The following is a 24,357-nucleotide window of genomic DNA, read 5'->3' as shown; positions in this document are numbered from 1 at the left end:
TTTCACGCTACGTTGAAACTAGTCTCAACGCAAGATGAAATTTCGCGGTATGGTGTGGCGGTGGCGAAGCGATCGATCACCCCGGGCCCGCGCGACGAGCGCGGCGTGCTGGCGGCGCGCATCGTCTCCGCGGCGCGCGCCGAATTCGCCGAACACGGCTGGGCCGGCACGGCGATCCGGGCCGTCGCCCGCGCCGCGGACGTCGACCCGGCGCTGATCTACCACTACTTCGGCTCCAAGGAGGGCCTGCTCGACGCCGCCACCGCGCCGCCGCAGAAGTGGCTGGATTCGGTCACCGCGACGTGGTCGACGCCGAAGGCGGAACTGGGCGAGCGACTGATCCGCAACGTGCTGCAGATCTGGGCCGACGACGACGTCGGGGCCGCCCTGCGCGCGGTGGTCCTGACCGCCGCCCACGAGCCCAAGACCCGCGAAAAGCTGCGGCTGATCGTGGAGCGCGGGCTGATCGGTGGGTCCACCCTCGGGGACGACGAGGACGAGCGGCTGCGCCGCAGCGGCCTGATCGCCAGCCAGCTGATCGGCTTCGCGTTGTTGCGTTACGTCTGGAAGATCGAGCCGATCGCCTCGATGCCCGAGGACGAGGTCGTCGCCGCGATGGCGCCCAACCTGCAGCGCTACGTCGACGGCGACATCGCCGCGAATTGAACGTGATTGGAGTCGGCGAACGGCGACAATGACCGGATGCGTGTGACGCTCCCGCTCGTGGTAGCCCTGGCTTTGGTCGCGGCCGCGCCGGCGCAGGCCAGCCCCGACGTGCCGCCGGTCAGCGACGCGGCGCGCGCGGCCGGTTTCGTCGACGTCCGCAGTGTGGTTCCGGACGCCATCATCGACCTGCGCTACGCGACGACCAACAATTTCACCCACACGCAGCTGTATCCCTCCGACGCACGCTGCCTGGTGCACCAAACCATGGCGCCGTTGCTGGCGACGGCCGCCACGGCGCTGCGCCCGCAGGGACACGTGCTGGTGTTCTGGGACTGCTACCGGCCGCACGACGTGCAGGTCAAGTTGTTCAACGCCGTGCCGAACCCGGCCTGGGTGGCCCGCCCGGGCCAGTACGCGCACAGCCACGAGTCCGGGCGTTCGGTGGACGTGACGTTCACCAGCGTGCAGCAGCAGTGCCCGCCCGAGCGGCAGGTCGATGGGTTGTGCCTGGCGGATATGGGCACCGACTTCGACGACTTCTCCTCGCGCGCAACGGCTTACGCGACGCAGGGCGTCAGCGCCGACGAACAGGCGAACCGGGCCCGGTTGCGGGACGCCATGCAGTACGGCGGCCTGGCCCCCTACTCCGGGGAGTGGTGGCACTTCGACGGTCCGGGCGCGGCGGTCGACCGGCCGATCCTCGACGTCCCGGTCGACTAGGGTGTCTCATATACTGAGACATTGATTTCATATTGTGGGTGGGGCCCGATTAGGCTCCGGATCATGGACGAGCAACCCGAAGCCCGCTACACGCACGGCCATCACGAGTCGGTGCTACGCAGCCACCGGCGACGCACCGCCGAAGACTCCGCCGCCTACCTGTTGTCCCACCTGAAGCCGGGAATGACCGTGCTGGACATCGGCTGCGGCCCCGGGACGATCACCGCGGACCTCGCCGCGCGGGTCGCCCCCGCGGCGGTGGTCGCCGTCGACCAAGTCGCCGACGTCCTGGACGTGGCGCGCGCCGAAATCGAGGGCCGCAACCTGTCAAACGTCACGTTCGCAACCGCCGACGTGCACCGCCTCGAATTTCCCGACGACGCATTCGATGTCGTCCACGCACATCAGGTGCTGCAACACGTCGCCGATCCGGTGGGCGCGCTGCGGGAGATGCGGCGCGTGTGCCGGCCGGGCGGGATCGTCGCGGCGCGTGACGCCGACTACGCCGGTTTCATCTGGTTCCCACAGCTTCCCGAGCTGGACCTGTGGCTCGATCTCTACCGCAAGGCGCACCGTGCCAACGGCGCCGAACCGGACGCCGGCCGGCGGCTGCTGTCGTGGGCGCTCGCGGCCGGCTTCCACGACGTCACGCCGACGGGCAGCGTCTGGTGCTACGCGACCGCCGACACCCGCGACTGGTGGGGCGGAATGTGGGCCGACCGAATCCTGCACTCCGCGGTGGCTCGCGATCTGTTGGCTTCGGGCCTGGCCACGGACGCACAGCTCGAGGCGATCTCCGCGGCGTGGCTGGCATGGGCCGCGGCCCCGGATGGCTGGCTGTCGATGCCGCACGGCGAAATCATCTGCCGCGCATAGGCTGTCAGTCCAGGAAGAGGTCGGGAATGGGCTGCTCGCCGCCGCCGTATCGGGACAGGTCCGCGACGCCGGCCGCCTGCAGGACATCGGCATCGATGTGGCAGGCGCCGGTGGCCTGCCGGGCGGGCCGGGAGATGATCTCGACGGCGGCGTCGCCCATGATCTCGGGGCGGCGCGACGACTCCGCCAACCGGTCACCGTCGGCCATGTTGGCCACCGCGGCGGTGGCGATATAGGTCTGGGGCCAAAGGCAATTCACGCCGATCCCGTCGTCCGCGAACTCCGCCGCCCAACCCAGCGACAGCAGGGTCATCCCGTACTTGGACAGCGTGTAAGCGGGGTGGGCGCCGAGCCAGCGGGGATTCATGTTGATGGGCGGCGAGATGGTGAGGACATGCGGGTTGGCCGACTTGCGCAGGTAGGGCACGCAGGCCTTGGTCAACAGGAAGGTGCCGCGCAGGTTGATCTCCTGCATCAGGTCGTACTTCTTGGCCGACAGCTCGGGCGTCGGGTCTACCGCGATGGCGCTGGCGTTGTTGACGCAGACGTCGATGCCGCCGTAGCGCTGCACGGCGGCGTCGACCGCGCGCTGCACGTCGTCCTCGCGGCGCACGTCGCCGACGACCGGCAGCGCCTTGCCGCCGGCCGCCTCGACGTCGGCGGCCGCCGTGTGCACGGTTCCGGGGAGGCGGGGATGGGGGGTGTCGGTCTTGGCCAGCAGCACCACGTTGGCGCCCTGCCTGGCCGCCGCGATGCCGATCGCGAGCCCGATTCCGCGGCTGCCGCCGGAGATCACCACGGTGCGGTCGGCGAGCACTTTGTTAGCCATTCGTCTCCTTCGGCCTGGTCAAAGCCACCCGTTTGGCCAGGTCAAACGGGTGGTATTGGCATTCTCTTTTTTTGCAAGTACGTTATTCACCGATGGATAATACGGCCCACACTCCGTCTGGCCTCCCGCTGCAGCCCGTGTATGGGCCGGCGGACGTAGGCGCGGAGCCTCCGCAGCCGGGGGAGTTCCCCTTCACCCGGGGTAACTTCGCGTCCGGCTACCGCGGCAAGCTCTGGACCTTCCGCCAATACTCGGGATTCGGCACCGCCGAGGAATCCAATCGCCGTTACCGCTATCTGCTGGAGCAGGGTGGAACCGGCCTGTCGGTGGCCCTCGACCTGCCGACACAGTGCGGGTACGACTCCGATGACCCCGAGTTCGGCGAGGAGGTCGGCCGGGTCGGCGTCGCGGTCGACACCCTGGCCGACTTCGAGATCCTTTTCGACGGCATCCCGCTGGACAAGCTCAGCACGAGCATGACGATCAACGGAACGGCGGCGATCCTCCTGGCGTTCTACGTCGCCGCCGCGGAGAAAAAAGGGATACCGCGGGCGAAGCTCACCGGGACCATCCAGAACGACATTCTGAAGGAGTACGCCTCGCGCGGAACCTGGATCTGGCCGCCGGAGCCGTCCCTGCGGTTGATCGCCGACACCATCGAGTTCTGCGCGGCAGAGGTTCCCAGGTTCAACGCGATTTCGGTGGCGGGTGCGCACTTTCGCGATGCCGGGGCGAACGCGGTGCAGGAAATGGCGTTCACCCTGGCCGACGGGGTGACCTATTGCGACACCGTGGTGCAGCGCGGCCGCATGACGATCGACCAGTTCGCGCCGCAGATCTCGTTCTTCTTCTACACCCACGGCGACTTCTTCGAGGAGATCGCCAAATACCGTGCGGGACGGCGCCGTTGGGCGACGATCGTGCGGGAGCGTTACGGAGCGACGACGGAGAAGGCGTCAATGTTCCGCTTCGGCTGCGTCTGTGGTGGCGCGTCGCTGTACGCGCCGCAGGCCCACAACAACATCGTCCGGGTGGCCTACGAGGCGATGGCCGCGGTGCTGGGTGGTGTCCAGTCGATGTTCACGGCCGCGTGGGACGAGCCGTTCGCACTGCCCACCGAGGAAACCACGACGCTGGCGCTGCGCACCCAGCAGATCCTCGCCCACGAGACGGGGGTGGCCAGCGTCGCCGACCCGCTGGGCGGCTCCTACTTCGTGGAGGCCCTGACAGATGCGACCGAGGCCCGCATCATCGAGATCATGTCCGACCTGGAGCGCCACGGCGGCATGGTCCAGGCGATCGAGGACGGTTACCTGCAGGGCTTGATCGCCGACGAGGCATTCAAGATGCATCAGGACATCGAAGCCGGCACCCGCCCCGTCGTGGGGGTCAACCGGTTCGTGACCGAGGAGCCGGAACACGATGTCGTCACCTATGAGCTCGACGCCGAAGGACGTGACCTGCAGCTCAAACGTCTGTCCAAGGTGAAGGCCGAAAGGGATTCGGCCGCAGTAACATCCAGCCTGGCCGCGCTGTCGCAGGCCGCCGAGGGGACCGACAATCTGATGCACAAGCTGATCGACTGCGCCAACGCCTACTGCACGGTCGGGGAGATGGTCTCCGCCCTCAAAGGAGTGTGGGGCGAGTTCCAGCAACCGGTGGTGTTCTAGGTGGCCGCGCGGATTCTGGTGGCCAAGCCCGGCCTCGACGGACACGACCGCGGCGCCAAGATCGTCGCCCGGACTCTGCGCGACGCCGGCTTCGAGGTGATCTACACCGGCATCCGGCAGCGCATCGAAGACATCGCGTCGATCGCCGTGCAGGAAGACGTGGCCGTCGTCGGCCTGAGCATTCTGTCGGGGGCGCACCTGGCGCTCACGGCGCGGACCGTCGAAGCGTTGCGCGCCGCGGACGCCGCGGACATCGCCGTCGTCGTCGGGGGAACCATCCCGCACGCCGACGTCCCCAAGCTGATCTCCGCGGGCGCCGCCGCGGTATTCCCAACCGGGACACCGCTCGACGTGCTGGTGCGCGAGATCCGCGCCCTGACCGGCACACCAGATCCGGAGCCGAAGGAGACACAGTGCGCGTCGGAGTGATGATCGGCGCCGAGCGTGGCGATATGGCCCGCAAGGTGAACAAGCTCGTCTCCGATATCGAGTGGGCCGAGTCGGCGGGACTGGACACCGCGTGGATGCCGCAGGTGCCCAACGACTTCGACTGCCTGACCATGGTGTCGCTGATGGCCGCACACAGCTCGCGCATCGAACTCGGTACCGCGGTGGTGCCGCTGCAGGCCCAGCATCCGATTGCCCTGGCCCGCCAGGCGCTCTCGACGCACGCGGTGGCCGGGGGGCGGCTGGCGCTGGGGGTCGGGCCGTCGCACCACTGGATCATCCGCGACATGCTCGGCCTGCCGTACGAGAAGCCGGCCGCCTACACCCGCGACTACCTGCAGGTGCTCAACGCCGCCATCGCCGGACCCGGACCGGTCGACGTCGACAACGATTCGTTCACGGTGCACAACCCGACGGTCATCGGCGCCGACACCCCGATGCCGGTGCTGGTCGCCGCGCTGGGCCCGGTGATGCTGCAGATCGCCGGCGAACTCGCCGACGGCACCGTGTTGTGGATGGCCGACGAACGCGCCATCGGCGACCACATCGCGCCGAAGATCACCAAGGCCGCCGCGGATGCCGGTCGGCCGGCGCCGCGGATCGTCGCGGGCATCCCGGTATGCCTTTGTGCGCCTGCACAAGTCGACGAGGCCAAGGAGCGGGCCAACCGCATCCTGGGCGAGGCCGAGGTGTCGCCGAACTACCAGCGCCTGCTCGACCGCGGCGACGCCCGCGATGTCGGCGACCTGTGCGCGGCCGGCGACGAGCACGCCATCCTGGCCCGGATGCGCCGATTCGCCGACGCCGGCGTGACCGACCTGTCGGTGCGGCTGCTGCCGATCGGCGACAACCGAGACGAACTCGTCGCCTCCAAGCGGCGGACCCGGGACATGATCGCCTCGCTCGCAACGGAACTGCGGTGACGTCTCCCGGGCCGCTATCGGATATCCGCATCCTCGAGGTCGGCACCATGCTGGCCGGTCCGTACGCGACGATGCTGCTGGCCGACCTGGGCGCCGAGGTCACCAAGATCGAGCCGCGAGGCGGCGAGATCTCTCGCGGGGTCGGCGCCAGCTACTTCGCCAGCCTGAACCGCAACAAGTCCAGCGTCACGCTGGATCTGAATTCCGAAGCGGGACAGCGAAAGCTGGGTGAGCTGGTTGCGGAATCGCACGCGCTGCTGGTCAACCTCAAGCCTTCGGCCATCCGGCGGCTGGGGCTCACCTACGACGAACTACGACGGCACAACGAGCGCATCGTCTGCGTCGCGATCACCGGCTTCGGCCTGCACGGCGGCGATGATCCGGCCTTCGATTACGTGGTCCAGGCGGGCGTCGGCACCGCCGCGTTAACCGGCGACCCGGACGGACCTCCGACGCTGCCCGGCTATTCATCGGCCGACAACTCCACCGGAATGTGCGCCGCGCTGGGACTTTTGGCCAAGATCGTTTCCGGAACGGGCGGGCAGGTGGACGTGTCGCTGCGCGACGTGATGCTGTCGCAGCTCAACTATCACGCGTCGGCCTACCTCAACGGCGGCGTCGAGCCGCAGCGGCGGCCGCATGGCGCCCATTCCTACTACGTTCCGGCTCAGCTCTTCCCAACCGCGGACGGGTATCTGGCGCTGTTCATCACGCACGACGGCTTTTGGAAGTCGTTCGCCGCCGAGGCGGGCATCGGGGGATTCGAGACCATGGCCGAGCGGGTGGCCCGTCGCGATGAGGTACTGGCGGTCGTCACGGCGATGCTGGCGACCGACACCGCCGCGGGTTGGGAACGGCGACTGCGCCCCCTCGGCGTCCCGGCCGCGGCGGTCCGGACGCTGCCCGAGGCGCTCAAGGCGACACCGGAAGTGGTTGTCACGGCCGGCGATTTCCGCCTGGTCGGCAGCCCGATCCATGTTTCGGGCTTTGAGCCCGAGTACCGGCCACCCCCGGAGCTGGCCGACTAAGACGCCGTTCGGGCGTCAAGGGTTCAGGTGCGCTTCGGCGAGTTTGCGGAACGCGGCCACGAGCCGACTGCGGTCCCCGGCGCGCGTCGCCAAGACGACGTGGCAGGGCTCGACCCCTTTCAGGGGGACCGTGGTGATGTCGGGCCGCAGCGCGGCGCCGTGGAAGCCGGCCGTGATGGCCACCGCCTGCCCGGAGGCGACCACTTCGAGCTTGTCCTCGAGCGCGTCAATGAATGGTCCGTCCGGCGCCCGGCGCCCGTCGGGACGGGGATCGATTCGCCAGTAGGCGCTCCACGCCGGGTCGGAGTTCCGCACTCGCGGCATCGGCTCGTCGGCGATGTCGTCGAGGGTCACGAAATCGCGATCGGCCAGTCGGTGGTCGACGGACATCGCCAGCACCCGGGGCTCGTCGTAGAGGATGGTCACGTGCAGCCCGTCGGTCGGAAACGGTAGCCGGGTGACCACCGCGTCCACCCGATGCCCGAGCAATGCGTCCAGGGCCTGACCCCAATCCAGGTGCGAGACTTGCACATCGGCATCGGGGTGTTCGCGGCGCATCTCGCGCACCGCGGGGGTGACGATCATCCCGGTCGTGTATCCGATCGCGATGCGGCTGGGCTGGGCCGCGGCCCGGGCCTGCGCGGCGGCTTGGGTGGCCGAGCGCAGCAGCGCCTTGGCCCGCGGCAGAAATACCTCGCCGGCCTCCGTGAGCCGGGTGCCTTGCGGCGTGCGATCCAACAGACGAACGCCCAGCTGCTGCTCGAGCCGGCGGATCTGCCGACTCAACGACGGCTGCGCTACGCGCAGGACGCCCGCGGCCCGGCCGAAGTGTCGCTGTTCGGCGACCACGACGAAGTATCCGACCAGCCGCAGGTCGAGATCGATACCCGGCGATGCCGATTCGGTCATGCGCCGAGTGTAACGGCACACCCAACTGCTTCTACGACCAATAGAGCAATCGACATGCGGTGATGCGGATCCGGTATCGCGTCATGTGAAACAGGTCTTGGACAGTCGGCCCGACCAGGTCATTGACTGGGTGCCGCGAGAGCTAAGCAAAGTGAAGGGATCAACCATGCATGTCTTTGTGACCGGCGCGAGCGGACACATCGGTTCGGCCGTCGTCGACGAACTCCTGCAATCCGGCCATCACGTCACCGGACTGGCCCGCTCCGACGAGTCCGCCGCGGCGCTCGCGGCGAAGGGCGCCAGAGTGCACCGGGGCGACCTCGACGACCTCGACGGTTTGCGATCGGCCGCCGCGGCATCCGACGGTGTCATACACCTCGCTTTCAGACACGACTTCGACGACTTCGTGGGCGCCGCAGAGACCGACCTGCGCGCCGTGCAGGCCATCGGGGAGGCGCTCGTCGGCTCCGATCGGCCCTTCGTCAGCACGTCCGGAACCCTGCTGTTATCGCTCCTGGGGCAGGGCGGCCATGCCACCGAAGAGGACACGCTGCCCGGCGGCCCACGGGTCGACTCGGAGAACGCGGTGATCGCGCTGGCCGAACGCGGGGTGCGATCGTCGGTTGTTCGGCTGTCCCCGTTGGTGCACAGCGACCTGGACCACCACGGCTTTGCCCATCACCTGATCAACACCGCCCGCGACACGGGGAAGTCGGCCTATATCGGCGACGGGAGCAACCGCCGGCCCGCCCTCCACACGCTGGACGCCGCGCATCTCTACCGGCTGGCTCTCGAAAAGGCGCCCCCCGGAACGCGTTTGCACGGGGTGGCCGACGAAGGGGTGCCGTTCCGCGACATCGCCGACGTCATCGCGCGCCACCTGAATGTGCCCTCAGTCAGCATTCCCGCCGACGAAGCCGGTCACTTCGGTTTTCTCGCACTCTTCGCATCCCTGGACAACCCGACGTCGAGCGCCCTCACGCAGCAGGTGCTGGACTGGAAGCCCGAACGGGCCGGCCTGCTCGACGATCTCGACGCCGGACACTACTTCGGCGAATGAGCGGCACCGTGGCTGACGCCCGAAATGCGTTGGGCCCGGTGGGCGTGTGCCTGCCGGTCTCCCTCACCGACCCGCTATCCGTCGATCTACAACGCGAGGCGGTGGGCAGGCTCGAACGCGCCGGATACCGCGCGGTGTGGACCAACGAGGTGATCGGTAAGGACGCCCTGGTACTGCTCGCCACGCTGCTACCGGCTACCGAGCGGATGGTGTTCGGCACCTGCATCGCCAACATTTGGGCGCGGCCGGCGCAGACCATGAATGCCGCGGCGGCCCAACTGGCACAGGCATATCCGGGCCGGATCGTCCTGGGATTGGGGGTAGGTTATCCGGAGCAGGCGGCCAGCGTCGGACGGGAATTCGGCAGCCCGCTGGGCACCATGCGCGACTACCTGAACGGGATGAACGCGCCCACTTGGCCGCCGGCGCCCGCCGCGGCCTATCCCCGGATCATCGCCGCCAACGGCCCGAAAATGCTGGCGCTGGCGGGTCAACAGGCTGACGGGGCGCTGCCAGCCTTGCTGCCGCCGGAGTTCACGGCCCAGGCCAGGCGGGCGCTGGGACCCGACAAGCTCTTGGTCGTCGGGCTGTCCGTCGCCCGCGATATCCGGGCCGCGCGGGAGGCGGTGTCGGCCATGATCGGGATGCCGGGCTCCGCGTCCCGCCTGGCGGACCTGGGCTACTCGGCCCAAGACATCGACGAGGTGAGCGAGCGCATGGTCAATGCCCTTGTTGCCCACGGCGATCCGTCCGACGTTGCGGCCGCTGTCCGCGAACACCTCACCGCCGGTGCGGACCACGTCACGTTGCTGCCGCCGGTGGGAGGCGAATTCGGCGCCGGCATCGATCACCTCGAGGGGCTGGGCCCGGCGCTGGCCGAGCTCGAAAGGCCGGCGCCGGAGTTGGCCGAGGGCGAGTAGCCAGCCGAACGTGCGGCGAGCCGCACGTTCGGGCTCGAGTGTGCGGCCAGCCGCACGTTCGAGGTCGACTAGCGCGCCGCGAGCTGCTTCTCCGCATACAGCCTCGCCCACTCGGCGCGCGACCGGATCGACACGTCGACGTCAGTAGCCTTGGCGCGCAGTGCTTTAACGGTCGCCTGCTCGCGCGGCGTGCGCGCGAACGGGTCCCAACCGAAGAACCGGCAGGCATTGGCCCAGGTGATCTTGTCGATGTCGGAATCGTCGGCGCCGGCGGCGTTCAGCTCGGCCAGCACCTGTTCGGGCGCATCGGGCCAGAAGCAGTCCGAGTGCGGGTAGTCGCATTCCCAGGCGATGATGTCGATGCCGATCTCGTGGCGCAGTTTCAGCGACGTCTTGTCGGTGACGTAGCAGGCCAGCGAGTGTTCGCGGAAGACGTCACTGGGCAGCTTGTCGCCGAAGTCGCGGCGCAGCCACTTCTGGTTGGTGTAGTGACGGTCGCTGCGGTCCAAATAGAAGGGAATCCAACCGATGCCGCCCTCGGAGAACGCGAACTTCAGGTCGGGGTAGTTGCGCATCGCGGGTCCCCACAACAGGTCCTGCGCGCACATCGCCGACACCTGGGTGGCCAGGATGATCATGTTGTCGATCGGCGCATCCGGGGCCATGCTGATCGCACCGAATCCGGTGCCGATGTGCAGGCACATCACCACGTTCTCCTCGGACAGTGTGCGGAACACGGGGCCCCAGTAGTCCTCGGCGTGGTAGCTCGGAAGCCCTTCCAGGTGCGGCAGTTCCGGCATGGTGACCGCCCGGCAACCCTTGGCGGCGACCCGGCGGATCTCGGCGCACATGCCCTCGGGGGTCCAGGTCGGCAGGATGGCGATGGGGATGAAGCGGTCTGGATACGACCCGGCCCATTCGTCGATGTGCCAGTCGTTGTAGGCCGATACCATCACCAGCGTGACGTCCTCGCGCGTCATGTTGAGGTGCCGCGCGGAGAAGCCGGTGAACGTCGGGAAGCACATCGACGCGAGGATGCCGTTGCGGTTCATGTCGCGAACGCGTTCGTGGACGTCGTAGACGCCCGGCCGCATTTCGGCGAAACCGGCTGGGTCGCGGCCCCATTCGTCGGCCGGCCACGACACCACGGCGTTCAGTCCGCTCACGCCTTGCGGCCTGCCCTGGTACATCCACTGGTCGACGCCCTTGTCGTCGACCATGACGATCGGGGCCTCGTCTTTGTATTTGGCGGGCACGTGGCGCAGGAACATGTCCGGCGGCTCGACCACGTGGTCGTCAATGCTCACCAGGATCAGGTCATCGGCATTCATGGGCTAACCGACGCGCTCGGTGGTCGTCTCCAGCAATCGCGGGACCGGCGCCGGATCCAACAGCAGGGCATCGGACATGTTCAGCTGTCCGGCGTTGGCAATCATGTTGTCCAGGATGGCCTGAAGGTCGTCGCCCTCGAGTTCGTAGATGGCGACATACGGGCCCTGCCCATCGACCGGGCGCAGCCGGCGCGCCGCAACGATTCCGTCGAGCGCGAGCAGTTCGGGTATGTGAACCTCGTCGTACCAGGTGTTGTACTCCTGCTCGCGATCGGGCGAGCTGGGCAGACTCTCCACATACATGATTCCCTTGGCCATTGCCGCCGCCTCTCCGTGGCTACTCGTAGCGCACCGTGACGGAATCCGTGTCGGGTACGCCCTGGCACGTCAGAATGTAGCCTTCGGCCACCTCGTCGTCGTCGAGAGCGTCGTTGACCCGCATGGTCGCGTGGCCCTCCTCGAGCCTGGCCATGCACGTGCCGCAGTTGCCGGCCTCGCAGCTGAAGGGCGGCTCCAGGCCGGCCCGCCGGGCGCTTTCCAGCAGCGTTTCGCCGGGGACGAGCGGGACCGTCGCCTTCTTGCGGTCGAGGTGAATCGTCACCGTGCCGACCTCGGCGCCATTCTCGGATGCGGGATCTGTCACCCGTGGAGTCTCCTCGATGATCGTGGTGACCGTCGCCATGACCGCCCTCCCATATTTGCATTCTTCAGTATAGAGAATACTATTCTCACAGAGCGATAGGGTCTTCTCAAGACGTTCGGACTGCTGGAAGGAACGGGACGTGACCGAGCCGGCAGCGCTCGTGTTCGAGGAACGGCGGTTCAGCCTGCCGCAGCTCGACGTCTTGGCCGACGGACTGGCCGCGACCCTGACGAAAAAGCGTGTCGTCCCAGGTCAGCGGGTCGCGGTCATGGCGTCCAACCGGCCGGAGTTCGTGGCCGTCCTGCTCGCGATTTGGCGGCTGGGTGCCGCCGCGATCCTCATCAGCCCGGCGTGGAAGCGCGACGAGGTCGACCATGCCCTGGCGATCACCGGCCCGGCGCACGCCGTCGGCGACCATCCGGTGCTGGGCGGCCTGATGCCGATGCTGCACCTGGACGATCCGGTCCCGACGGGTGAGCCTCCGGCGGGGTCGTCGCCGGACGGCGCCGACGCGGTGCTGGTGTTCAGTTCGGGCACCACCGGCCTGCCGAAGGCGGTGCGCCACACCCGCGCGGCGTTGGAGGCCGCGGTGGGGCACTGGCGCGCGGCCCTGGAGCTGACCCGAAACGACCGGATTCAGGTCGCCACTCCGCCGTCACACATCCTCGGCCTGCTCAACATCCTCACCGCGCTGCGGACCGGCGCCCGGATGCGGCTGCATCGGCGATTCGACATCGACCGGATGCTGCAGACCATCGAAGAAGACCGCATCACAGTCGAAATGGCCGTCGCGCCCATCGCGCTGGCCATCGCGTCGCACCCCCGGCTCGAAACCTACGACCTGTCCTCGCTTCGCTTCATCATGTGGGGGGCGACGCCGGTCAGCCCCAGCGTCGCCGAGACCGTCACCCGGCGGACCGGCGTCGGTTGGGTCCCCGCCTACGGCACCACGGAGTTGCCCGTCATCGCGTGTAATCCGCTGCAGGGGGCGCGACTTGACGCGGTCGGGCGCCCGGTGCCGGGGGTGGACCTGCGGGTGGTGTCCTTGGAGACGGGACAGCCCGTCGGCCCGGGGGAGGTCGGCGAGATCCAGGCGCGGTCGGCGTCGCTGATGGCTGGCTACCTGCCCGCCGACGCGACCGCCGAGGCGATCCGCGACGGCTGGTATCGCACCGGCGACGTCGGCTGGCTCGACGGCGCCGGCTGGTTGCGGATCACCGACCGCCTCAAAGAGATGATCAAGGTTCGCGGTTTCCAGGTCGCGCCGGCCGAGATCGAGACGGTGCTGCACGGTCATCCGGCCGTCAAAGACTGCGCGGTGTTCGGCGTCCCCGACGGCATCAACGGCGAGGCGATCGTCGCGGCGGTCGCGGCGCGCGCGCCCGTCGACCCATCCGACCTCACCGCCCGGGTGGACGAGAAGCTAGCGTCCTACAAACACCTGAGCCGCATCGTGTTCGTGGACGATATTCCGCGCCTGCCCTCGGGCAAGGTGCTGCGCCGAGTGCTGAAGGAGTCTTATGGATGTACGTCTGACAGCTGAGCAGCAGCAGCTGCGTGACGCCGCCGCCAAACTGGCCGATGATCTCGGGCCGGGGGCGGTTCAGGATCTCGACGACCCGAGCCGAATCGCGCGGCTGGACAAGCAGATTGAAGCGACCGGGTGGCGCTCGCTGCGCTCCGACGGCGCCTCCGGCGTCGAAGTTGCCATCGTCGCCGAGGAATTCGGGCGACGATTGGTCGACGCGCCGTTCCTCGGGCCGGTGCTGGCCGAGGATCTGGCGCGCCATGTCGGCGCCGACGGCGGGGGCTTGACCGTCGCGGTCGACGACCGGGTGATCGACGCCCGGGGCGCGCGGCGCGCCCTGTCGCTCTCCGGTACCGCGGTCCTGGCCACCGACGTGGCCGCCACTCGCGCCGGCGCGGACCTGACCCGCGCCGAGGCCGACGCGATGGGATCGCCGACGACTCTGGGTGAGGTGTCGTCCGACGTGGCCGAGCGGTGGCTGGCCCTCGCGCTCGTCACCACGTCCGCGGACCTGGTCGGTATCGCGCGGGGCGCGCACGCGGTCGCGTGCGACTACGCCAAAATTCGCGAACAGTACGGCAAAACCATTGGGTCGTATCAGGCCATCGCACACCTGCTTGCCGAAAGCCGGGCGCTGATCGAAGGCTCGGTGAGCGTGCTGCGCCACGCCGCCTGGGCGGTGGACGAACTCACGCCCGTCGAGGCCATCAGGGCCGCGCAGGTCGCCAAGGTGTATTGCGCGCGCGCCACGCGCACCGTGTGCGAGACCGCGGTGCAGGTGCACGGCGGCATCGGCAACACGTGGGAATGCATCGCCCATGTGTACCTGCGCCGCGCGCTGACATCGACCGAACTCTGGCCCGTCACGCTGAAGGAGATCGACTTTGGACTTTCGTGATTCGCCCGACGAGGCCGCCTTCCGGGAGCGTCTGCGGTCCTGGCTTGCCTTGCACGCCAAGGAGTATTCCGGCTCGGGGGACGAGTACTGGGAACGCATGGCCGACTGGCACCGGGCCCTGTACGACAACGGCTTTTTCGGCCTGTCCTGGCCCCGCGACTACGGCGGCCGGGACTTGCCGCCGGTGTACGACGTCATCGTCGACGAGGAACTGGTGCGCGCCGGCGCCCCGCCCCGCCCCAGCGTGGGCTATCTGGTCTTCGGCATCGGCCACCATGGAAGCGACGAGCTACGGAAGCGCTTCCTGCCCGGCATCATCAACGGCACCGAACGGTGGTGCCAGGGTTTCTCCGAGCCCGGCGCCGGCTCGGATCTGGCATCGCTGACCACCACCGCAACCCGCGAGGGCGACAGCTATGTGGTGCACGGGCACAAGATTTGGACCAGCTACTCCGATGTCGCGGACTGGTGTCTGCTGTTGGCCCGCACGGACCCCGACGCCAAACGCCACCGCGGCCTGTCGGCCTTCGTGCTCGACATGAAACAGCCTGGCGTGCAACAGCGCCCGTTGCGGATGATGAACGGCGTCACCAACGAGTTCGGGCAGGTGTTCTTCGACGGCGCCACGGTGCCCGCGGATCGGATGGTCGGTGCTCCCGGGGAGGGCTGGGCCGTCGCCATGACCGTCGTCGGGCACGAGCGCGAGCCCTCCACGCTCGGCTATGCGGCCCGATACGGCAAGCTGGTCCGAAACCTCTTCGCGCGCAACGACGGCCCGGTTCCCGAAGAGCTCGCGTGGGCTGCGGTCGAGTCCGAGATGCTGACGCACCACGTCCGGCGGCGGCTGTCCGAGCAGCTGGACGGGATCTCGCACGGCCCGGAAGGATCGCTCGACAAGCTGCTGATGACCTGGGTCGAGCAATCGGTCGGGCACGCCGCGCTCGCGGTCAGCGGGACACGTGACCCGGACCTGCTCAGCGCCTATCTGTACAGTCGCGCCCAGAGCGTGATGGGCGGAACGTCACAGATACAGAAGAACATCATCGCCTCGAGAATCCTGGGATTGGGAGTCTGAATGTACGACATGCCAAGCGAAATCGACGTCCGCGCCGACGGGCCGTTGCGGATCATCACCCTGAACCGCCCGGACGACCTCAACGCGGTCAACGACAACCTCCACGTCGGACTCGCGCGGCTATGGCAGCGAATGACCGACGATCCCGGGGCCCGCGCGGCCGTGCTGACCGGCAGTGGCAAGGCGTTTTCGGCCGGCGGGGATTTCTCGTATCTTGCCGAACTGTCCCAAGACGCCGACCTGCGCGCCAAGACCATCCGGGACGGACGCGAGATCGTGCTCGGCATGGCACGTTGCCGAATTCCCGTGGTGGCGGCCGTCAACGGGCCGGCCGTCGGCCTCGGCTGCAGCCTGGTCGCGCTGAGCGACATCGTCTACATCGCCGAGAACGCCTTCCTCGCCGACCCGCACGTGCAGGTGGGCCTGGTGGCCGCCGACGGCGGACCGCTGACCTGGCCACTGCACATCAGCCTGCTGCTGGCCAAGGAGTACGCGCTGACCGGCACCCGCATCAGCGCGCAGCGCGCCGTCGAACTGGGACTGGCCAACCACGTGGCGGCCGACCCCGTCGCCGAGGCAATCGCCTGCGCCAAGAAGATTTTGGAGTTGCCCCAGCAGGCGGTCGAGAGCACTAAGCGGGTGCTCAACATTCACCTGGAGCGCGCGGTTCTGGCCAGCCTGGACTATGCGCTTTCGGCCGAGCACCAGTCGTTCACCACCGAGGATTTCCGCTCGATCGTCGCCAAGCTGAACGCCGGCAAGAACTGATCGCACGGCCGCGAGCCGAACCGCACCGCGAATTTCGGCCGGTTTTTTCGCAGTGCGGTTAGGCTCGCGGCGCTTCGATCGACCGCAGGAATTCGCGCATGACTTGGTCGAACTTCTCGGGCTCCTCGATAAACGGCATGTGAGCGCTCGACTCGAACAACTCGAACCGCGAACCCGGTATGCGCCGGTGCATTTCCCACGCGTGTTCCGGCACGCACTCGTCGAATCTGCCGGCGACGACGAGCGTCGGCAATGCGATCTCGGGTAACCGGTCGAACACATCCCAGCTCCGGATGGTTCCCACGATGTGAAAGTCGCTGGGGCCGAACATCGTCTCGAAGATCTCGGCTCCCATCCCCCGGAACGCGTCCTCGAGGTCCCTGGGCCAGGGACGCACGCGGCACAGGTAGGTTTCGTTCCAGGTGCGGATGGCGGCCTGGTATTCGGCGGCATGGGTGGTTCCGGCCGCTTCATGACGGTCGATAGCCGACTGGGTTGCCGGGTCCAGCTCGGATTTCAAGCGCGCCACCATGTTCGAGAACTCGGGTATCGACGCGATGCTGTTGGAGATGGTCAGGCTGGTGGCTCCCGAGGACACATCGAGGGCATATTGTTGCGCCAGCATGCCACCCCACGAGTTTCCGAAGATATGGAAGCGGCTCATCCCCAAGCCTCTTACCACGGCGTCCATCTCAGCAACCGAACGCTCCATCGTCCAAAGTCCCGGGTCGGACGGACAGTCGGAATTCCCGCAGCCGAGCTGGTCCCAGAAGACGACCTCCCGCTCGTCGGCCAACCGTTGCAGCGAGCTCAAGTATTGGTGCGGTAGCCCGGGGCCTCCGTGGACCACGAGCAGCGGATGACCCATGCCGCCACCGACCCGTTTGAACCATACGTTGCCGCCGGGGACCGCGATCGTCCCTTCCGGCAATGTCTCGTCACCGGTCATGCTCAGCCAAAGCCCCCTGGATCAGGTGTCGAGCGGCCATCTCACCAGCAGTGTAGGCAAGTCATGGCTCGGCGGGTTCGCGCAGCTACATCAGCCGGCGCCAGAATTCGTCGCTGTCCGCGTCGTCGCCGGCCGACCCCGGCGCTCTGGCAGGATCGGTTACGAGACAGGTTTATCGTTCGGCCGACCAGGTAGGAGCAACGGCAATGACGAGTGTCGCTAACCCGATTCCGCCGCAAGACCTTTCGGGAATCGTCGGACACCGCTTCATATACACCTACGCCAACGGGTGGCAGTACGAGATGTACGTCAAGAACGCCGCCACCATCGACTACCGCATCCATTCCGGACATGTGGGTGGCCGGTGGGTCAAAGGCCAAGAGGTGAACCTCGTCCAGCTCGACGATGACAGCTTCAAAGTTTCGTGGTCAGAACCCACCGGGACGTGCGTGGCCGTCAACGTCCTGCCCACCAAACGCCGCATCCACGGCGTGATCTTCTTCCCACAGTGGGTCCGCACGCACGGTGAGCGCACCGTGTGCTTCCAGAACGAACATCTCGATGAGATGCGCGACTACCGGGACCGGGGCCCGACCTACCCGATTTACGAAGTCCCCGAATTCGCCTACATCACCCTGTTCGAATACGTCGGCGCCGACGACGAGACCGTCATCGATACCGCTCCGCAGAACCTGCCCCCGGGATGGTCCAACCGCACCGACTAGTCGGCCGCTGCGCTTGTTGCAACTCATACTCTCGGAATGAGAGAATAGGGTTCTCGTGAATGTGCGGGTGCCTCCCGTTCGCATCGCGCTGCCGAAATTGGAGAAGATCCGTGCCCGAAGCCGTCATCGTGTCCGCCCTGCGGACCCCCATCGGCACAGCCCGCAAGGGCACGCTGCGCGACACCAGCGCGTTCGACCTGGCCCACCACGTGGTCAGCGAAGCGGTCAAGGATCTGGACCCGGCGCAGGTCGACGACGTGATCCTGGGTGAGGGCCTCTACGGGGGCGGCGTAATCGCGCGCCACGCGGCCATCACGGCGGGACTGCCGCACGTGCCGGGCCTGGCCAACAACCGGCACTGCGCGGCCGGTCAGGCGGCGGTGCAGAGCGCGGCGGCAAGCGTGCGGGCCGGGATGGATCAGCTCGTCATCGCCGGCGGCGTGAACTCGGCGTCCACTTCGCCGCGGTCGCGAACGCAGGTCGACGGGGAATGGGTCGACTGGTTCCCGCCGACCCACCCGGACCGGCCCGACGCGCCGAACATGGACATGTCGATCACCGTGGGCTGGAACGCCGCGCTCAAGGCGGGCGTGAGTCGCGAGGAGATGGACGCGTGGGCGCTGCGGTCGCACCGCAACGCCGTCGCGGCGATCGATGAAGGGCTCTTCAAGGAGGAGATCGTCCCGATCGAGACGCCGCACGGGCTGTTCTCGGTCGACGAGCACCCGCGCCGCGACACCACCATGGAGAAGCTGGCCGCGCTCAAGCCGCTGCACCCGGAAATCGAGGGCTTCTCGATCACCGCCGGCAACGCCTGCGGCGCCAATGACGGCGCGGCCGTGCTGACCATCGCGAGCGACGCCCTCGGCCTGCCCGCGCTCGCCACCGTGCGGTCCTGGGCGTCCGTCGGCGTCGATCCGGCCATCACCGGTTTAGCGCCCGTCGACGCCATACCGAAAGCGCTTGCGCGCGCGGGGCTTTCGACCTCGGATGTGGACCTCTTCGAAATCAACGAGGCCTTCGCGGCGATGTGCGTGGCGACCATCAAGCTACTCGACCTGGACCCCGACAAGGTCAACGTCAGCGGCAGCGGCTGCTCGCTGGGACACCCGGTTGCGGCAACCGGGGCCCGGATGGTGGTCACGCTGGTGCACGAATTGCGCCGCCGCGGTGGCGGAATAGCGGTCGCCGCCATGTGTGCGGGCGGCGGAATGGGTTCCGCGACGGTCATCGAGGTCGCTGCGCCATAATGCGCACATGACCATCGCCGACCTGATCGCGGGAGCGCGCAACGGATCTCCGCGCGCGGCGGGTCGGTTGCTCAGCCTGGTCGAAGGCGAGCGCCGCGACGAGGTGCTGGCGAGCATCGGGTCCGCAGCCGAGCTCAGCATCAGTGTCATCGGCATTACCGGACCACCGGGCGCCGGCAAGTCGACGACCGTCGGCGCGCTGGTCGGCGCGTACCGAGAACGCGGATGCCGGGTGGCCGTGCTGGCCGTGGACCCGTCATCGCCGTTCAGCGGCGGGGCGCTGCTGGGCGACCGGATCCGAATGACCGCGCATATCAACGACTCCGACGTGCTGATCCGTTCGGTGGCGACTCGCGGTCACATCGGGGGACTGGCCGCCGCGGTTCCGGCGGCCATCCGGCTGCTGGGCGCGATCGGGTATGACGTGGTGTTGCTGGAGACCGTGGGTGTGGGGCAGTCGGAGATCGAAATCGCCGCCGTCGCCGACCCGACCATCGTCATCCTCAATCCGGGGGCGGGGGACGCGGTGCAGGCGGCCAAGGCCGGCGTGCTCGAAGTGGCCGACATTGTGGCGGTCAACAAGGCCGACCGCGAGGGCGCCGAACAGACCGTGCGTGATCTGCGCGCCGAGACGAACGCACCGATCGTCAGCCTCATCGCCGCCCGGGGGGAGGGCGTTGGCGACCTGATGGCCGCCATCGAAGATCACCACCGCACCGACAGCCGGGAGCGCCGGTTGGCGCGGGCCCGCGCGCAGATCCTGTCGATGGCGCAAACTCGACTGCGGACCCAGGCGGGTCTCGACCGGCTCGCCGAGTCGGTGGTCGACGGCCAGGACGATCCGTACACGGCGGCCGAAAAACTGCTTTCGTCGGAGGCGGAACGCGGCGATTAACACGCGGCCCTTGCTTTGCCCGGTATCGATGTGTTGCATGAACCCATGACACGTTCCGCCGACGAGCTGGTAACCGAATTCTGCAAACGCTGGGCTTCCCCGCAGCCGGAAGAGCTGGCCGGGTACTTCACCGAAGACGCCGTCTACCACAACATCCCGATGGATCCGGTGCGCGGCCGGGAGGCGATCAAGGAATTCATCGCAGGGTTTCTCGCGGCGTTCGACGGCATCGACTTCAACGTGCACCGGCAGATCAGCGACGGCTCGTTGGTGATGAACGAGCGCACGGACGTGATGCGCCGCAAGGACGGCGGGACGATCCCGTTGCCGGTGATGGGCGTCTTCGAGGTGCAAGACGGCAAGATCGTCGCGTGGCGCGACTACTTCGACATGGGCGCCATCACAAGCGCTTTCGGCTAGGCGTCCGACTGATCGCTGATGAGCAGGCGGTAGCCGGCGTCAAGCTGCTGTCGTTCCAGCAGGTCGGAATGCCGACGATGCCATCGTCCGGAGCGCAGGTCGCCCGCGAGTCGGGTCAAGCCATCGACGAGCTCGGATTCATCTGCGTAAGCCAGCATCGACATGCCCGCGCGGACGGAGGGGTCAAGGTACGCCTCGGGACGACGCCAGTAGGCGGCGCCGAACCCGTCGGTACAGTCGTGCGGCACCGGGACCGTCTGTACGTGCGCGCCCCCCAACAGCTCCACAAGTTGCTCGACCGGCACGTACAGCTCGTCGCTGATCCGCATGGCCGCTGGCAGGTATTCACGCAGCAACCAGAAGTCACGGGTTACCGCTTGATCCCACGTGAAGATCACCGTCCGGTAGCGGGCGACCCGACGCATCTCGCCGATCCCGGCGACCACATCGCTCCAGTGGTGCACGGTCAAGATTGCCATCGCGGCGTCAATGCAGTTGTCGCGCAACGGTAAAGCCTCTGCGAGTGCCTGTATACATGGGGCCGACCCGAGTGGCCGCTGGGCGATCATCACCATGCTGGGCTCTACAGCGACGACGGTCTGGGCCGGTTCGTAGGACCCCGCGCCGGCGCCGACGTCAACCACGGTGCCCATCGTGGCGAGCGAGGCGTGAATCTGGGACGCGATCCGCGGATCGGGTCGGCGCGTCGCGACATATCCCACGCCGATCCGATCGTAGGCACCCATCGACTCAGGATGACCGAGCTGGATCCACTCCGCCAGCCCCTCACGAATTTCGTTGGAGCAAGGCAACGCCAAATCGTTCGTTCCGCAGAATCGCTCGACCATCGAGCAACCCCACCCGCTCGTCACGCGACTGCTGGATGTAGCCATCAACCGCAAACTCGCCAGGAACATCAGCGAAACCAACGTCGGATCGGCTGGCGGTTAAGCCTTCCAAACCTGCTGGGCAACACGATAGAAGTTTCCGCCAAGGACCGCGTCGACATCGGGAATGCTCCACCCGCGCCCACGCAGGTGGTCGTCGAGCTCGAGGAAGGTTTCGGGCGGCATCCACCGGATCGGTCCCCAGCGGGTGTAGCTGTCGTCGAACAGGTGCGGATTGCGCACCACCTCGTCGACGAAATCGGCGAAATCGAACGAGAAGTCGGTACTGACGCCGACGTGGTCGACGCCGACGAGCTCGACGGCGTACTCGAGGTGTCGGGTCATCGCCTCGAGAGTAGGGGTGTTGGGCCCGAGGAAAATGCCGACGCCGGTGATTCCGATGACGCCGCCGCTGGCCGCGCAGGCACGGGCCTGGTCATCGGTGATGTTGCGCGGGTGATCCCAAACCGCGCGCATGCAGGAGTGGCTGTAAATGACTGGGCCGCTTGAGACCTCGCACATGTCCAGCCCGGTGCGGGCGCTGCAATGGGATCCGTCCGGCACGACGCCGACAACGTTCATCTCGGTGACGAGGGAACGCCCCCACGCGGTGAGCCCGCCGTCCGCGGCGTCCAGGCAGCCGCTGCCGGCCCGGTTGGCCTGGTTGTAGGTGGGCAGCAGCGTGCGCACGCCGAGATTCATCAATGTCGCCAGGTTGTCGAGGTCACCGTCGAGGGGAGCGGAGTCTTCCAGGTCGAAGGCGACCGCGATCCGACCCGCACGGCTAATCGCCTCGACCTCAGCGAGATTGGACGCCAGCTCCAGTTCCGGGTGGGCTTCGACCGCGGCGCTGTAGTGCCGCAGCAGCGCCACCGAGTCGTCGAAGGTGTGCGGCGCATACCCGGCGTTGACCGACAGGAACGCGCCGCCGCCGCGCCGGTACCGCGTGAGCGGGCCGACTTCCGCGTCGGTCTGCAGCGGCAGGCAGGTGTGCTGGTCCCACAGGAGTGACATGGCTAGTCGAGCAGCCCCTGCCGCATCGCCTCGGCGACGGCCGCGGCTCGGTCGTTGACCCCGAGCTTCTCGTAGAGACGCTGCACGTGGGTCTTGACCGTCGACGGCGCCACGTACAACTCGCCCGCGATCGCCGGGATGCTTTGGCCACGAGCGATCCGACTAAGCACCTCGCGTTCACGCGCGCTGAGAACCGGGCCTATTGAGGTCGCGCGCTGGCGGATCTCGCCGGCCAGGCCGCCGACGAGCGAGGGTGCCACCACATCGCGACCCTTGGCGCAATCGAGCACGGCTCTGACGATTTCGGTGCGGGTGGAGTCCTTCAGCACGAATCCGGAGGCGCCCTGCTGCAGCGCCTGGTACACGATCGCCGGCTCATCGTGGGCGGAAATCAGCAATACGCGGGTCGGCAAGTCGTTGCTTCGGACTGCCGCTGCCACCTGCGCGCCATCCATGCCGGGCATCTTGTAGTCCAGTAACGCGACGTCGGGAAGGTGCGCCTTGATCAATTCCAGCGCTGTTGCGCCGTCGTCCGCCTCGCCCACCACGTTTACCGAACCGCTCGACGACAGCGCACGCACCACACCCTCACGAAAGAGCGGGTGGTCATCGCCCACAACCACACGCACTTTCCCGGCCGTCGCAGCGCCGACCATGGCGACGAGTTTAAACCGTTCGCGCGAACGATTCGCTCGCAATAAGTCGCCGGTCGTACGGTGTTTTGGTGGCGGTGACTCGTGACGTCGAATTGGAACGGGTGCGCAGGGCCCACCAGTTGCGGTCGTATCGGTTCGCATCGGTGCTTCGGATCGGTGTGGTGGGGCTCATGGTGTTCGCCATGCTCATCGGCACGTACCGGTTCGAATGGGCCCAGCAAACGGTGCTGATCTTCCTGTATGCGGCCGCCGCGCTATGCGCTCTGGTGTTGGCATTTGCCCCCTTCCGCCGCGGGGTCGGGATAGGCCGGTTTGAGCCGTTCGTATTCACGGTCATCGACGTCGTGACGTTGACCGTCTTCCAGGTGCTGTCCACCAACGGGATCTATCCGCTGCTGATCATGACCATGCTGCCGATCCTGGTGGGGCTCGACGTGTCGTCGCGCCGCGCTGGGGTGGTGCTCGCCTTCTCCATGGGTGGGTTCGGCCTCGCGGTGCTCGAAGACCCGGAGATGGTGCACGACATCGGGTGGGCTCAGGCGGCTTTCCGGTTCGTGCTGTATGGACTGCTCTGTGCCACAGCGTTCGTGGTGGTGCGCATCGAAGAGCGGCACACGCGCTCGGTGGCGGGTTTGAGCGCGTTGCGCGAGGAGCTGCTGGCCCAAACGATGACCGCCTCGGACCTGTTGCACCGCCGGATCGCGGGGTCCATTCACGACGGGCCGCTGCAAGACATCCTGGCCGTGCGCCAGGAGATCGTCGAACTGGATGCGGCCTTCCCCGGCGACGCGCGCGTCGGGCGCGCGCTTACCGGCCTGCAGGATGCCTCGCAGCGACTGCGGCAGGCCACCTACCAACTGCATCCCGCCGTTCTCGAACAGGTCGGCTTGGCCGCGGCGGTGCAACAGTTGGCCTCCGATACCGCTCAGCGTTCCGGTATCGACGTTTCCACCGACATCGACTATCCGATCCGCAACGACATCGACCCGATGGTGTTCGGCGCGGTGCGCGAATTGCTTTCCAATGTGGTGCAACACTCGCGGGCGAGCAACGCGTCGGTCACCATCCGAATCACCGACGGCACATGCGTTCTGCAGGTGGAGGATGATGGGGTGGGGCTCAGCAACGAGGCGGTGGCGCGCCGCCTGGCCCAGGGGCACATCGGTTTGGCGTCGCATCGGGCCCGCGTGGAGGCCGCGGGCGGGTCGTTCGTCTTCCTCGACTCACCCGAGGGCACCCATGTACGCGTGCAGCTTCCGCTCCGGTAGCG

27 protein-coding genes are annotated in these 24,357 nt (G+C 67.5%); 18 read left to right on the top strand and 9 right to left on the bottom strand.

Annotation, left to right across the window (positions count from 1 at the left end; translation table 11 throughout):
* The first annotated feature begins 60 nt into the window (after nt 1-60).
* The 3 genes from A5655_RS14620 to A5655_RS14610 all read left to right on the top strand — a co-directional run bounded on the left by A5655_RS14620 (nt 61) and on the right by A5655_RS14610 (nt 2,262).
* Nucleotides 61-666 carry a TetR family transcriptional regulator gene (locus A5655_RS14620; RefSeq protein ID WP_067011290.1) on the top strand — a complete coding sequence of 202 codons (606 nt, stop codon included), beginning with the start codon at nt 61-63 and terminating at the stop codon, nt 664-666.
* A 36-nt stretch (nt 667-702) separates the two neighbouring features.
* The gene (locus tag A5655_RS14615; RefSeq protein WP_067011289.1) at nt 703-1,386 is read left to right on the top strand and encodes a M15 family metallopeptidase; all 684 of its coding nucleotides are present in this window, start codon (nt 703-705) and stop codon (nt 1,384-1,386) included.
* 63 nt (nt 1,387-1,449) lie between these two features.
* Nucleotides 1,450-2,262, top strand: coding sequence for a methyltransferase domain-containing protein (locus tag A5655_RS14610; protein ID WP_067011180.1), 813 nt, complete (start codon nt 1,450-1,452; stop codon nt 2,260-2,262).
* A 4-nt stretch (nt 2,263-2,266) separates the two neighbouring features.
* Here the strand turns inward: A5655_RS14610 and A5655_RS14605 are convergent, their stop codons facing one another.
* Nucleotides 2,267-3,091, bottom strand: coding sequence for an NAD(P)-dependent oxidoreductase (locus tag A5655_RS14605; RefSeq protein WP_067011179.1), 825 nt, complete (start codon nt 3,089-3,091; stop codon nt 2,267-2,269).
* 92 nt (nt 3,092-3,183) lie between these two features.
* On the opposite strand from A5655_RS14605, the gene A5655_RS14600 reads away from it, so the two are divergent.
* The 4 genes from A5655_RS14600 to A5655_RS14585 are packed head-to-tail and all read left to right on the top strand — an operon-like array spanning nt 3,184 to nt 7,159.
* Nucleotides 3,184-4,761: a methylmalonyl-CoA mutase family protein gene (locus A5655_RS14600; protein ID WP_067011178.1), complete on the top strand. Its 1,578-nt coding sequence runs from the start codon at nt 3,184-3,186 to the stop codon at nt 4,759-4,761.
* The gene (locus tag A5655_RS14595; protein WP_067011177.1) at nt 4,762-5,190 is read left to right on the top strand and encodes a cobalamin-dependent protein; all 429 of its coding nucleotides are present in this window, start codon (nt 4,762-4,764) and stop codon (nt 5,188-5,190) included.
* Nucleotides 5,175-6,131: an LLM class F420-dependent oxidoreductase gene (locus A5655_RS14590; protein WP_067011176.1), complete on the top strand. Its 957-nt coding sequence runs from the start codon at nt 5,175-5,177 to the stop codon at nt 6,129-6,131. Before A5655_RS14595 ends, A5655_RS14590 begins: the two co-directional genes overlap by 16 nt.
* Nucleotides 6,128-7,159: a CaiB/BaiF CoA-transferase family protein gene (locus tag A5655_RS14585; RefSeq protein ID WP_082978662.1), complete on the top strand. Its 1,032-nt coding sequence runs from the start codon at nt 6,128-6,130 to the stop codon at nt 7,157-7,159. Before A5655_RS14590 ends, A5655_RS14585 begins: the two co-directional genes overlap by 4 nt.
* 15 nt (nt 7,160-7,174) lie before the next feature.
* On the opposite strand, the gene A5655_RS14580 is transcribed toward A5655_RS14585, so the two are convergent.
* The gene (locus A5655_RS14580; RefSeq protein WP_067011175.1) at nt 7,175-8,068 is read right to left on the bottom strand and encodes a LysR family transcriptional regulator; all 894 of its coding nucleotides are present in this window, start codon (nt 8,066-8,068) and stop codon (nt 7,175-7,177) included.
* A 166-nt stretch (nt 8,069-8,234) separates the two neighbouring features.
* Here A5655_RS14580 and A5655_RS14575 point away from each other — a divergent pair, with 166 nt between their 5' ends.
* Complete coding sequence (locus A5655_RS14575) at nt 8,235-9,128, top strand: SDR family oxidoreductase (protein ID WP_067011287.1); 894 nt, start codon at nt 8,235-8,237, stop codon at nt 9,126-9,128.
* A complete protein-coding gene (locus tag A5655_RS14570; RefSeq protein WP_067011174.1) occupies nt 9,125-10,048 on the top strand; it encodes an LLM class flavin-dependent oxidoreductase in 924 nt (307 codons plus the stop codon). The genes A5655_RS14575 and A5655_RS14570 overlap by 4 nt, the downstream gene beginning before the upstream one ends.
* Nucleotides 10,049-10,116: 68 nt before the next feature.
* Here A5655_RS14570 and A5655_RS14565 read toward each other — a convergent pair whose 3' ends face one another.
* Genes A5655_RS14565 through A5655_RS14555 form a run of 3 tightly spaced genes read right to left on the bottom strand, consistent with a single transcriptional unit; the run spans nt 10,117 to nt 12,061 of the window.
* A complete protein-coding gene (locus A5655_RS14565) occupies nt 10,117-11,379 on the bottom strand; it encodes an amidohydrolase family protein (protein ID WP_067011173.1) in 1,263 nt (420 codons plus the stop codon).
* A gap of 3 nt (nt 11,380-11,382) precedes the next feature.
* Nucleotides 11,383-11,697: a DUF4286 family protein gene (locus tag A5655_RS14560; protein WP_067011172.1), complete on the bottom strand. Its 315-nt coding sequence runs from the start codon at nt 11,695-11,697 to the stop codon at nt 11,383-11,385.
* Nucleotides 11,698-11,716: 19 nt separating this feature from the next.
* Complete coding sequence (locus A5655_RS14555) at nt 11,717-12,061, bottom strand: 2Fe-2S iron-sulfur cluster-binding protein (protein WP_067011171.1); 345 nt, start codon at nt 12,059-12,061, stop codon at nt 11,717-11,719.
* A 100-nt stretch (nt 12,062-12,161) separates the two neighbouring features.
* Here A5655_RS14555 and A5655_RS14550 point away from each other — a divergent pair, with 100 nt between their 5' ends.
* The 4 genes from A5655_RS14550 to A5655_RS14535 are packed head-to-tail and all read left to right on the top strand — an operon-like array spanning nt 12,162 to nt 16,291.
* Nucleotides 12,162-13,565 (top strand): class I adenylate-forming enzyme family protein, encoded by a 1,404-nt coding sequence (locus tag A5655_RS14550; RefSeq protein WP_067011170.1) that lies wholly within the window; start codon nt 12,162-12,164, stop codon nt 13,563-13,565.
* Nucleotides 13,543-14,448: an acyl-CoA dehydrogenase family protein gene (locus A5655_RS14545; RefSeq protein WP_067011169.1), complete on the top strand. Its 906-nt coding sequence runs from the start codon at nt 13,543-13,545 to the stop codon at nt 14,446-14,448. Before A5655_RS14550 ends, A5655_RS14545 begins: the two co-directional genes overlap by 23 nt.
* Nucleotides 14,435-15,523 carry an acyl-CoA dehydrogenase family protein gene (locus A5655_RS14540; protein ID WP_067011168.1) on the top strand — a complete coding sequence of 363 codons (1,089 nt, stop codon included), beginning with the start codon at nt 14,435-14,437 and terminating at the stop codon, nt 15,521-15,523. The genes A5655_RS14545 and A5655_RS14540 overlap by 14 nt, the downstream gene beginning before the upstream one ends.
* Entirely contained in the window at nt 15,524-16,291 is a 768-nt protein-coding gene (locus A5655_RS14535; RefSeq protein ID WP_067011167.1) for an enoyl-CoA hydratase/isomerase family protein, read from the top strand. It abuts the gene before it with no gap.
* 58 nt (nt 16,292-16,349) lie between these two features.
* Here the strand turns inward: A5655_RS14535 and A5655_RS14530 are convergent, their stop codons facing one another.
* A complete protein-coding gene (locus A5655_RS14530) occupies nt 16,350-17,240 on the bottom strand; it encodes a proline iminopeptidase-family hydrolase (protein ID WP_067011166.1) in 891 nt (296 codons plus the stop codon).
* 206 nt (nt 17,241-17,446) lie between these two features.
* On the opposite strand from A5655_RS14530, the gene A5655_RS14525 reads away from it, so the two are divergent.
* From A5655_RS14525 to A5655_RS14510, 4 genes are all read left to right on the top strand, one after another.
* Nucleotides 17,447-17,965 carry a phenolic acid decarboxylase gene (locus A5655_RS14525; protein ID WP_067011165.1) on the top strand — a complete coding sequence of 173 codons (519 nt, stop codon included), beginning with the start codon at nt 17,447-17,449 and terminating at the stop codon, nt 17,963-17,965.
* Between the two features lie 110 nt (nt 17,966-18,075).
* The gene (locus tag A5655_RS14520; RefSeq protein WP_067011164.1) at nt 18,076-19,215 is read left to right on the top strand and encodes a thiolase family protein; all 1,140 of its coding nucleotides are present in this window, start codon (nt 18,076-18,078) and stop codon (nt 19,213-19,215) included.
* Between the two features lie 7 nt (nt 19,216-19,222).
* Nucleotides 19,223-20,110, top strand: a complete 888-nt coding sequence (gene meaB, locus A5655_RS14515; RefSeq protein ID WP_067011163.1) for a methylmalonyl Co-A mutase-associated GTPase MeaB — start codon at nt 19,223-19,225, stop codon at nt 20,108-20,110.
* 45 nt (nt 20,111-20,155) lie between these two features.
* The gene (locus A5655_RS14510; RefSeq protein WP_067011162.1) at nt 20,156-20,530 is read left to right on the top strand and encodes a limonene-1,2-epoxide hydrolase family protein; all 375 of its coding nucleotides are present in this window, start codon (nt 20,156-20,158) and stop codon (nt 20,528-20,530) included.
* On the opposite strand, the gene A5655_RS14505 is transcribed toward A5655_RS14510, so the two are convergent.
* The 3 genes from A5655_RS14505 to A5655_RS14495 form a co-directional block, all read right to left on the bottom strand.
* Nucleotides 20,527-21,276: a class I SAM-dependent methyltransferase gene (locus A5655_RS14505; protein WP_067011286.1), complete on the bottom strand. Its 750-nt coding sequence runs from the start codon at nt 21,274-21,276 to the stop codon at nt 20,527-20,529. The two genes, A5655_RS14510 and A5655_RS14505, sit on opposite strands and share 4 nt — an antisense overlap.
* A gap of 201 nt (nt 21,277-21,477) precedes the next feature.
* Complete coding sequence (locus A5655_RS14500; RefSeq protein ID WP_067011160.1) at nt 21,478-22,431, bottom strand: dipeptidase; 954 nt, start codon at nt 22,429-22,431, stop codon at nt 21,478-21,480.
* A 2-nt stretch (nt 22,432-22,433) separates the two neighbouring features.
* Entirely contained in the window at nt 22,434-23,087 is a 654-nt protein-coding gene (locus tag A5655_RS14495) for a response regulator transcription factor (protein WP_067011158.1), read from the bottom strand.
* 68 nt (nt 23,088-23,155) lie between these two features.
* Between A5655_RS14495 and A5655_RS14490 the strand changes: the two genes are divergently transcribed.
* Nucleotides 23,156-24,355, top strand: coding sequence for a sensor histidine kinase (locus A5655_RS14490; protein ID WP_067011156.1), 1,200 nt, complete (start codon nt 23,156-23,158; stop codon nt 24,353-24,355).
* Nucleotides 24,356-24,357: the final 2 nt, after the last annotated feature.

Source organism: Mycobacterium sp. 1081908.1, from assembly GCF_001673535.1.
Taxonomy (GTDB): Bacteria; Actinomycetota; Actinomycetes; order Mycobacteriales; family Mycobacteriaceae; genus Mycobacterium.
This window is presented reverse-complemented; position numbering and strand designations above follow the sequence as displayed.